Annotated in this window: 8 protein-coding genes and 2 pseudogenes; 6 read left to right on the top strand and 4 right to left on the bottom strand. The window is 66.0% G+C overall.

The annotated features are described in order from the left end of the window. Positions 1–23: 23 nt before the first annotated feature. Complete coding sequence (locus AC5JJ1_RS05665) at positions 24–653, bottom strand: ISAzo13-like element transposase-related protein (protein ID WP_495784137.1); 630 nt, start codon at positions 651–653, stop codon at positions 24–26. A 137-nt stretch (positions 654–790) separates the two neighbouring features. Here AC5JJ1_RS05665 and AC5JJ1_RS05670 point away from each other — a divergent pair, with 137 nt between their 5' ends. The 3 genes from AC5JJ1_RS05670 (at position 791) to AC5JJ1_RS05680 (ending at position 3149) form a co-directional block, all read left to right on the top strand. Continuing rightward, a complete protein-coding gene (locus AC5JJ1_RS05670; protein WP_495784138.1) occupies positions 791–988 on the top strand; it encodes a hypothetical protein in 198 nt (65 codons plus the stop codon). Positions 989–1382: 394 nt separating this feature from the next. After that, positions 1383–2375, top strand: a complete 993-nt coding sequence (locus AC5JJ1_RS05675; protein ID WP_495784139.1) for a nitrilase-related carbon-nitrogen hydrolase — start codon at positions 1383–1385, stop codon at positions 2373–2375. A 15-nt stretch (positions 2376–2390) separates the two neighbouring features. After that, positions 2391–3149, top strand: a complete 759-nt coding sequence (locus tag AC5JJ1_RS05680) for a hypothetical protein (protein ID WP_495784140.1) — start codon at positions 2391–2393, stop codon at positions 3147–3149. 503 nt (positions 3150–3652) lie between these two features. On the opposite strand, the gene AC5JJ1_RS05685 is transcribed toward AC5JJ1_RS05680, so the two are convergent. Beyond that, on the bottom strand, positions 3653–3901 hold the full coding sequence (locus tag AC5JJ1_RS05685) for a hypothetical protein (RefSeq protein ID WP_495784141.1): 249 nt from the start codon (positions 3899–3901) through the stop codon (positions 3653–3655). 77 nt (positions 3902–3978) lie between these two features. Here AC5JJ1_RS05685 and AC5JJ1_RS05690 point away from each other — a divergent pair. Both AC5JJ1_RS05690 and AC5JJ1_RS05695 read left to right on the top strand, forming a co-directional pair. Continuing rightward, positions 3979–4284, top strand: a pseudogene (locus tag AC5JJ1_RS05690) (ABC transporter substrate-binding protein); the annotation flags it as partial. A gap of 65 nt (positions 4285–4349) precedes the next feature. Then, a pseudogene (locus tag AC5JJ1_RS05695) lies at positions 4350–5144 on the top strand (ABC transporter substrate-binding protein); the annotation flags it as partial. Positions 5145–5674: 530 nt separating this feature from the next. Here AC5JJ1_RS05695 and bhcR read toward each other — a convergent pair. Then, a complete protein-coding gene (bhcR, locus tag AC5JJ1_RS05700; protein ID WP_495784142.1) occupies positions 5675–6502 on the bottom strand; it encodes an HTH-type transcriptional regulator BhcR in 828 nt (275 codons plus the stop codon). On the opposite strand from bhcR, the gene gcl reads away from it, so the two are divergent. Further along, positions 6496–8523: a glyoxylate carboligase gene (gene gcl / locus AC5JJ1_RS05705; protein ID WP_495784143.1), complete on the top strand. Its 2028-nt coding sequence runs from the start codon at positions 6496–6498 to the stop codon at positions 8521–8523. The two genes, bhcR and gcl, sit on opposite strands and share 7 nt — an antisense overlap. Here the strand turns inward: gcl and AC5JJ1_RS05710 are convergent. Then, positions 8513–8738: hypothetical protein (locus AC5JJ1_RS05710; protein WP_495784144.1), on the bottom strand; the 226-nt coding region annotated here is incomplete at its 5' end. The genes gcl and AC5JJ1_RS05710 overlap by 11 nt on opposite strands.

The raw sequence follows: 8738 nt of genomic DNA on the forward strand, positions 1-8738 counted from the left end.
GCCTGCCAGCCAACTTTGCCAACCTAGTTTTTTTTCGAATCAACGCTGATGACCGGTGCACCCGCAGCCTCGAACCGTCGGCGCTCTTCAGCAATGTGCTCAAACTGCGCATTGCGTTCAGGCGCGCTGCGCGTCTCACCGCATCTGGTATTGGCCTTCGGCGAGTAGCCGAGCTCACGCAGCAGCCGGGCCACTGTTGGTCGGCTCGCCGGGTGGCCTGCAGCGCTTAGCGCTTCGCTGAGTTGTCGCAGCGAGCGGCGCTTGCCTTTGGTGCGCTTCCCCATGGGATCACCGGCTGTCTCAGGCTCCAGCAGGTTTTCCAGTGCCGTGGTGAGCCCAGCATCCTGCCTTTCACGTGCCGGGCGCCCGGCGCCTTGGCGTCGAATGCGCTCCGGTGTACGGTCCGCCAGGCCAGAGGCCAGTTCGCGCTGGCCACGCGCGATGGTGTGCCGGTCCAGCCCCGTGATCTCGGCAAGCCGTTGCACTCCGCCGTGACCTTGGCGGGTGGCCTCAACGGCGGCAAACCAGCGACGCTGCTGCTCATCCAGGCGGCTGATCAGCAGGTTGATCTGCCGATGCAGCAGCTGATCGGGATGGGGCTGGCGTGAGCGACAGGCAGCGCAGCCGCACTGATGTAGAACAGAGGCAGCCATGATCACCTCCGCGCCAAGGTCGTGGGACGCGATGCCGATTCTACCGCACCTGCCCGGTAAACCTGGGAAAATTATTGCGTGCCGTGCCCTAGGCGCTGGGGTGCGGTGCCGCAGGTCATGATCATCCCGCACCAGCCGTGCAGAAGCTCGAGCAGCCAGGCAAGGAATTCGCATTGGCCGACGCGCCGGCGCAGCGCCTTCTCTCCGCCTACGACCAGACCAATCACGTTTTCTATCTCCGCCGCGATGACGTCCCCGTCATCCTGCATCGAGTTGCAAAGGCGCGGGCGTTCGACGTGTGGACAGACATCAGCGGGGTTGCTGCCGCCACCTGACGCTGCTGCATCGCCGCCCATCCGTCTGTCCAGCGCGGCGGCTTCGGGGCCAGTGGAGCGACGGCGACGGGCTCGCATCTGTCAGTGTAACCGGGTGCGCCGGCCGGTTCAGCCGTCATGTCTCGAGCTACGCCTCCAGCCCTGAGACATACAGGGTCACGGTCGACATCGATGCCTGGACCTCGCGTGGAGTCGCCAATTGGCTGCCGCACTGGACGGCCGCGAGCAGCGTCGACCTTGCCCGGATGCGATCCCTCCAGCTTTCCGCCTCCTGGAAGGATGCTTCCCATCCCTGCCCGGTTCTGCACCTCCCGCACCCAGCCCAGTATCGCACAACGCCTGAGGGCGTCTGGCGATTTTGCAAGATGCCGTCCGCATCCAGAAAGGGAACACCGTGAGTAGAATCGTGAAGGCAGCCGCGGTGCAGATCAGCCCCGTGCTCTACAGCCGGAAGGGAACCACCGAAAAGGTGGTGAAGAAGATCTATGACCTCGCGCGGCAGGGCGTTCGGTTCGCCACCTTTCCGGAAACCGTCGTGCCCTACTATCCCTATTTTTCGTTCGTGCAACCGCCCTACGCGATGAGCAATGAACATCTGCGCCTGCTCAACGAGGCCGTTGCCGTGCCCTCCGCCGAAACTCAGGCCATCGCCGATGCCGCAAGGGAGGCTGGCATGGTCGTCTCGGTCGGCGTCAATGAGCGCGACGGGAGCTCGATCTACAACACGCAGCTTCTGTTCGACGCCGACGGCACCCTGATCCAGCGGCGCCGCAAGATCACGCCCACCTACCACGAACGAATGATATGGGGGCAGGGTGACGGCTCGGGACTGCGCGCGATCGAGAGCGCGGCTGGGCGCATCGGGCAGCTCGCCTGCTGGGAGCATTACCTGCCGCTGGCCCGCTACGCGCTAATCGCCGATGGCGAGCAGATCCATTCGGCTATGTACCCGGGCTCCTTCGGCGGGCCGCTCTTCGCAGAACAGACCGAGGTGAATATCCGTCAGCACGCACTTGAGTCGGCCTGCTTCGTCGTCAACGCCACGGCTTGGCTCGATGCCGACCAGCAAGCACAGATTGCAAGGGATACTGGTGGCCCGATCAGTGCGATCTCTGGGGGCTGCTTCACCGCGATTGTCGGTCCGGACGGCCAGCTCATGGGCGAGCCCCTGACGATGGGAGAGGGCGCAGTGATCGCCGATCTGGATTTCGCCCAGATCGACATGCGCAAGCGACTGATGGATGCGCGCGGACATTACAGCCGGCCGGAGCTGCTCAGCCTGCGGGTCGACCGCACACCTGCGGCGCCGATCCATGAGCAGGTGATCCCACTGCCTGCCGAGGTCGTTCGCGTGGCCGGCGAGCCTTCGGGTCCTCAGCGAGCATAGCGGCGCTGCCGGGGGATGACCAACCGTCCGGACACCATGCCGGTAGCCAATATGGCGGATGCCGACCTCGACCAGGACGAGTTCGCCGCAGGGCCACGCTGCCTCATGCCGCGGCCTGGGGTAGCGATGCGGCCGCCCGACGAACCCTCGTGCTCGGCCCGTTCCCGGGCCACACCGGCCGGCTGCCAGGGCGCGACCGCCACCATCCGCAACGCCGCCGTCAAAGCATCGGTCAGGCATCGCAGGAGCAATCGATCCACCACGGCGGCCTTTAGGGCCGTCGACCAACACGAAGAGGAGCTCATTATGTCCACCATCCCGACCCGTCTTGCCATCGGCTTCGCCGCCGGTGCTTTGTCGCACCTGGTTTTTCAGGGTGCCTATGGCAGCCTCCTCCACGCCGCACAGCTGCTGCCGGCCTTGCCCTGGAGCCTCATGCCCACCCAGCCGCTTGGCGTGCCACAAAGCGTCTCGCTTGCCTTCTGGGCGGGGCTCTGGGGTGTGGGTTACGCTGCGGTCGAGCCGCAGCTGACAGCCCGCGTCGGCCGGTGGTTGGGGGCATTGCTGCTCGGCGCGGTCGCGCTGATCAGCCACTGGTTTATCGCGCAGCCGCTGAAGGGCTTCGGCATCGGCGGCGGCTTCCATGCCTCCAAGATGGCGATCGAGATCGGCTTCGCCGTGGTCTTCGGCCTCGGCCTCGCTGCTCTCTTCAAGGCCGGCCTCCGGTTCGTCCGGCAGCAGGCCCAGGCTGCGCCTCGGGCGCTGCACGGCTGATCACCGACCTCTGGCTCCATGCGGGACGGCGGCGGCAGGTCACTGTTCCGCCTTACCGGGGGGCGGATCATCCTGGGATATCTGCCGAGACGCATCGGCTGAAACGGTCGACGAGCGCAGACCGACGTCAACGATTTGATTGAGGCAGGAGCGCCTGGTGCTCCAAGTGCCGGCAGTGGTTTCGCCAGATCGTGCGCCACGAGGGTGGCCTAGCTGGCCAGGGCATTGTCACGTTGCCTGCGAGCATACGTGGGTTGCCGTGCTGAAGAGCGCGCGCAGGTTCTCAGGCCGCGACTTGAGCGTAAGTCTCCTGTCCTCTGATCCGGAAGGCTTTGGTGCAGGTGCTGCGATAGGGGGCGGCGCTCACTAGGTGCTGCTGCGGATGGCTGTGGCTGTGGATGAACGCGTGCGGTCACAGGAACCGTTTTGCCTGCCCGGGCGACATGAAGCGCTGCATCGGGTGCTCGCGGCCTTCGGTCTCTCGCACCCTCCTGCGTTAGGGGTCAAGTGATCGCTGCAGCGTATCCGTCACGCTGCGGGTCAGCCCTGCGCTCCAGCCCGTCGAACATGGCGACGCCGGGCACGCCCGCGAAGGCGTCCTGCCACGGCGGCACCCCGCTCGATGCCGACGACGTGGTGGCGACCTTCCGCCGCCTGCCGACGGTCAAGGGCAGCGACCTCCTGACCGCCAGCACGATGCGGCCGGTGACCGAGCTGCAGGTGGTGGATCCGTACTCGCTGCGCTTCCGCACCGCCGAGCCCTATCCGGGGCTGCTGGGTCGGCCTGCCGGAGATGCACATCGCTTGCGACAGCATAGCCGAGGGGGCGATGACCGAGGACTTCAACTCGGACCGTGCCGCCATCGGCTCCGGCCCCTGGCGGCACGTGTCCTGGGAGCGCAAGGCGCGGTGGGAGCTGCGCCGCAACGAGGCCTGGTGGGGCGAGAAGCTCAACTTCGCTCGCGTGACGATCCGTAAGATCAGCTCGGGCACGTCGCGGATGGCGGCGCTGGAAGCGGGCGACGTGGACCTCGCGGACTACGTACCGCCGCTGCATGTCGCACGCCTGTCGGCGAATCCACGCACCCAGGTGTTCCGGGCGCCGTCCTTGCGCAGCATCTTCCTCCAGTTCGAGACCATCCGCGAGGCCACGCCTTTTGCGACCGACCGCAACAGCAGGCCCTACCGGCCAACCCGTTCCGCGACCCTAGGGTGCGGCGGGCGATGTCGCTCGCCATCGATGTCGACGCCATTGTCGCGCGGACGATGGAGGGGCTTGCCGTACGCGCGACCCAGGGTGTCCCGGCGGGCTACCCAGGCTTTGATCCGGCCATCGCGCCCATCCGTCCCAACCCGGTCGAGGCGCGGCGGCTGCTGGCGGAGGCAAGCTATCCGGGCGGCTTCCGGCTGACCCTGCACTGCCCCAACAACCGCTATGTCAACGACGGCGCGATCTGCCAGAACGCCGCCCAGATGCTGGCCCGCATCGGCATCGAGACGGCGGTCGAGGCAATGCCGACGAGCCTCTACTTTCCCCGGCTGACGCGGCGCGAGTGCTCCGCCTACCTGCTGGGCTGGGGCAATGCCTCGGGCGACGCCGCGATCTTCCTGCGGGATGTCATGGCCACCCGTGATCCCGTGCAGGAGCTCGGATCCTGGAACATGGCGATGGCAGACCCGGAGCTCGACCGGATGCTCCTGGAGGCGACGTCGGACATGCAGCCGGAGCGCCGGGCGGCCGGGATGGCCGCCGCCATGCGCCTGGTAGCCGAGCGCGACTCCCTGGTGCCCCTCCCTTTCCAGCTCGTTCTTGCGGCCGCACGGCGCGGGCACCCAGAATGCTCGCAGGTGGTGCTTGCCTCCTCTTGTCCCAGCCATGACTACAAGTTCCGCAGCGTCATTGGCGAGATCATCGCCGACCTCGCACTGCTTGACGGCCGGACATGGCACGATGTCGGCTTCCTCGGCCTTCAGCGCCTTTTGGCTGCCCGGTGATGCGGCGGTGAGGCGGTTCGGCGGGAGCGATGTCGTCGAGGTGCCATGGGTCGCCAGAATGTGGCAGCCTTCGCTGCATCCGCTTGACAAACCCCCATGGAACTTGAGTACCCATGGCCGTACCATGTCATGGCTGACGACCACATCACGTGCGGCCAGTCGCCTGGGCAGGCGAACGATATTTGGAGTAAGGTAACTCGGCAGCTGGCGCGACCATACGGAGCCGCGACCGAGCCAGCCTCTGCCTGCCAGCGGCGGTTACTTGACGGTGTCGTCCCGCAGGGTGGAGTGGCGCCGTACGAGCGACAGCGTGTGACTGATATCAGGGCTCCCCGAATGATGCGCCCTTATTGCACGTGCGGACGCCCCCTGCGGCTCAAGGCGAACCTGCAGCCATCACAGTTGGCCCACAGGTGTGGGCTACCACCGACGCGAGCGGAACGCAGTTGTTCGCCTAGCCTGCTCAGCGCGCTTCATCTCCAAAGCCACCGCTGGCCAAAGCGGATTGGCGAGCAGCTCAGCAGAGGTCGCTACGTGCGCGGCGGGCGGCCGGCGATGGCCAGTGTCACCTTCGCCGCCGCATCGCGGACCAGCGGTCCGAAGCGCGCGATGGCCTCCGGCGTCACGCGCACGGTTGGGCCGGACACGGAAAGCCCCGCCACCGCCTCGCCGAACTCGTTGAAGATCGGCGCGCCGACGCAGCGCATGCCAAGATTGCGCTCCTCATCGTCGATTGCGAAGCCGCGCGTGCGGATGGCGGCCAGGTCGGCCAGCAGGTCCGGTATGGCGGTCAGGGTACGGTCTGTGAATCGTGGCAGGCCGGCGCGCCGGATTGTCGCAGCTACCGCGTCCGGCGCCCGATAGGCCAGAATCGCCTTTCCGGCGCCCGAAGCATGGAATAGGGCGCGCGTGCCCGGGCGGAAGAAGGCGCGGATCGCCTCGTGCGTCTCCACTTGGCTGACGAAGACCACGCCATCCTCTTCCGCAACGGCGAGGTTGGCGGTTTCCCCGCAGGCATCCACCAATCCCTGCATCGCCTCGCGCCCGCAATCCGCCAATTTGCGGCGGCGGAGGAAGGCGCTGCCGATGCGGAAGGTCTCGACGCCCACGAGCCAAAGCTGCGTCGAGGCCTCGAATTCCGCAAGACCCCGCCGCTGCAGGGTGAGCAGCATCCGGTAGGCGGTGGACATCGGCAGCTCGGTCCGCCCGGCAAGATCGGTGAGCGTGAGCCCATCCGCCTCGGCAAGCTCGGCCAGCAGCGCCATGGCGCGGTCCAGGGACTGGACCGGCGCATCCTCGGCCTCGGCCAGGCTGAGGCGCGGACGGCCACGCCGGCGACGCTCCACAGTCGGTGACATCGCACTCCTCCAGGAATCTTTTTTCATTTTGTCCGATAAAGCGCAATGGAAAACAGAACAACCGAGACTTGTCAGCAACTTATAATATTTATGCTGCAGCGCGGAAAAATCTTTCGGAAAAATTGAATATTCTCGCTATTTCCGGCACTCCTGACACCGTTCAGGACAAGGGGATGACGGCGATGGCACGGATGCGGGCGGTCGATGCAGCAGTGCTGGTGCTGGCGCGAGAGGGCGTGAACTGCGCCTTCGGGGTGCCAGGGGCGGCCATCAATCCCTTCTACTCCGCATTGCGTGCACATGGCGGCATCCGCCATATCTTGGCGCGCCATGTCGAAGGGGCGTCCCACATGGCCGATGGCTACACCCGCGCCAAGGCGGGCAACATCGGAGTGTGTATCGGTACTTCGGGTCCGGCGGGAACGGACATGATCACCGGCCTCTACACGGCCCAAGCCGACAGCCTGCCGATCCTGTGCATCACCGGCCAGGCGCCGCGCGCGCGCATCTACAAGGAGGACTTTCAGGCCGTAGACATCGAAGCCATCGCCAGGCCCGTCACCAAATGGTCCGTCACGGTGCGTGAGCCGGCACTCGTCCCACAGGTCTTCCAGCAGGCCTTCCACCTCATGCGCAGTGGCCGCCCCGGCCCGGTGCTGATCGACCTGCCGGTCGACGTGCAGACCGCCGAGATCGAGTTCGACATCGATGCCTATGAGCCATTGGTGCCCTACAAGCCCGCGGCGACACGCAAGCAGATCGAGAAGGCGATCGCCATGCTGCAGGCCGCGGAGCGGCCACTGATCGTCGCCGGCGGTGGCATCATCAACGCCGATGCCTGCGAGGAGCTCGTGCGCTTCGCGGAGATCACCGGCATTCCGGTGATCCCCACGCTGATGGGCTGGGGCTGCATTCCCGACGACCATCCGCTGATGGCTGGCATGGTTGGGCTGCAGACCAGCCATCGCTATGGCAACGCGACGATGCTGCAATCCGACTTCGTCATCGGCATCGGCAACCGCTGGGCCAACCGACACACCGGCTCGATCGAGACCTATACGGCTGGCAGGAAGTTCGTGCATGTGGACATCGAGCCGACGCAGATCGGCCGTGTCTTCGGCCCCGACTTCGGCATCGTCTCCGACGCCAAGGCAGCGCTGGTGCTGTTCTGTCAGGTCGCGGAAGAGATGCGGGCGGAGGGAGTGCTGAGGGACCGCACCGCCTGGTCCGCTGCCTGCCTGCATCGGAAGCATACTATGTTGCGGCAGACGCATTTCGACCAGGTCCCGCTGAAGCCCCAGCGTGTCTTCGAGGAGATGCTCGGTCATGCCGGCCGGACCACCTGCTACGTCACCACCATCGGCAACTCGCAGATCATGGGCGCGCAGTTGCTGAAGGTCTACGAGCCGCGCAACTGGATCAACTGCGGCCAGGCCGGCCCGCTCGGCTGGACGCTGCCGGCGGCCCTCGGCGTTCGCGCCGCCGATCCAGATCGGAAGATCGTCGCCCTCTCCGGCGACTATGACTTCCAGTTCCTGATCGAGGAGCTCGCCGTCGGTGCCCAGCACAAGCTGCCCTACCTGCATGTGGTGGTGAATAACAGCTATCTCGGCCTGATCCGCCAAGCGCAGCGCGGCTTGGGGATGGATTTCGAGGTCAGCCTGGCCTTTGAAAACATCAACGCCGGCGAAGACCCGGATGCCGTGCCGGGCTGTGGGGTGGATCACGTCGCGGTGGCGGAGGGCCTTGGTTGCAAGGCGATCCGCGTGAAATCGCCGAACGAGTTCGGGGAGGCCTTCGCCCGCGCCGAGGCGCTGATGGAGCAGCATGGCGTGCCGGTGGTGTTGGAGTGCATCCTGGAACGGACGACCAACATCGCCATGGGCACCGAGATCGATGCCGTGAATGAGTTCGAAGAGATACTCTGCCTCGATCCTCGGTTGAGCAGCGCCAATGGCTGGACGGCGCCGAAGGCCCAGTCGGCCGATAACGAGATGCTAGAGGAGGTTGTTACACACTGAAATCGCTGTGGCCAAGGTTGCCGGTGGCCGGCCTGGTGGCATCGTTCAGCGGCCCGTCGCGTGTGAGCGCGAGACGGCGGTTGCGCGATGTCACGCTGCTGTGCGGCGATACGTCTCCGCTCTGGACGGTCGCTGCCTGACCACCCGTCATGTCGTCATAAAGCGCCTCACCACATTCTCCAGCAGGCGGGAGACCGGCCCGGCAAAGGCCCGGC

It is taken from the genome of Belnapia sp., from assembly GCF_059504005.1.

Bases quoted from the DNA above. Each gene is read 5' to 3' on its own strand.
- AC5JJ1_RS05665 (WP_495784137.1), bottom strand. From the start codon at position 653: ATGGCTGCCTCTGTTCTACATCAGTGCGGCTGCGCTGCCTGTCGCTCA.
- bhcR (WP_495784142.1), bottom strand. From the start codon at position 6,502: ATGTCACCGACTGTGGAGCGTCGCCGGCGTGGCCGTCCGCGCCTCAGC.
- AC5JJ1_RS05680 (WP_495784140.1), top strand. From the start codon at position 2,391: ATGACCAACCGTCCGGACACCATGCCGGTAGCCAATATGGCGGATGCC.